Origin of the sequence: Negadavirga shengliensis (assembly GCF_042652345.1) — a bacterium.
In the GTDB taxonomy this organism is placed as follows: Bacteria; Bacteroidota; Bacteroidia; order Cytophagales; family Cyclobacteriaceae; genus Negadavirga; species Negadavirga shengliensis.
The window spans coordinates 1-611 of sequence record NZ_JBHSJJ010000054.1 but is presented as its reverse complement, the minus strand read 5'-3'; the positions used below and the strand labels follow the sequence as shown (position 1 = coordinate 611).

Sequence of the window (611 nt, the reverse complement as noted above, 5' to 3'; positions counted from 1 at the left end):
TATTCAGGAAACAGGGAACAGAGAACCGGAAACAGCAAATCGTGCGAAAACCACCTATTCCCTATTCACAATTCACTCACTATTCAGGAAACAGGGAACAGAGAACCGGAAACAGGAAACCGGTCGCAAACCTATTCCCTTTTCCCTATTCACTATTCACGCAGTATTCCGGAAACAGGGAACAGAGAACCGGAAACAGCAAATCGTGCGAAAACCACCTATTCCCTTTTCCCTATTCACCATTCACGCAGTATTCAGGAAACAGGGAACAGAGAACCGGAAACAGCAAATCGTGCGAAAACCACCTATTCCCTATTCACAATTCACTCACTATTCAGGAAACAGGGAACAGAGAACCGGAAACAGGAAACCGGTCGCAAACCTATTCCCTTTTCCCTATTCACTATTCACGCAGTATTCCGGAAACAGGGAACAGAGAACCGGAAACAGCAAATCGTGCGAAAACCACCTATTCCCTTTTCCCTATTCACCATTCACGCAGTATTCAGGAAACAGGGAACAGAGAACCGGAAACAGCAAATCGTGCGAAAACCACCTATTCCCTATTCACAATTCACTCACTATTCAGGAAACAGGGAACAGAGAACCGG

The 611-nt window shown here is 45.7% G+C and carries 1 protein-coding gene; it reads left to right on the top strand.

The genetic code is table 11. The annotated features are described in order from the left end of the window. Window positions 1-205: 205 nt before the first annotated feature. Window positions 206-611 (top strand): hypothetical protein (locus tag ACFPFU_RS25665; RefSeq protein ID WP_377069611.1); only part of this gene is annotated, 406 nt, incomplete at its 3' end.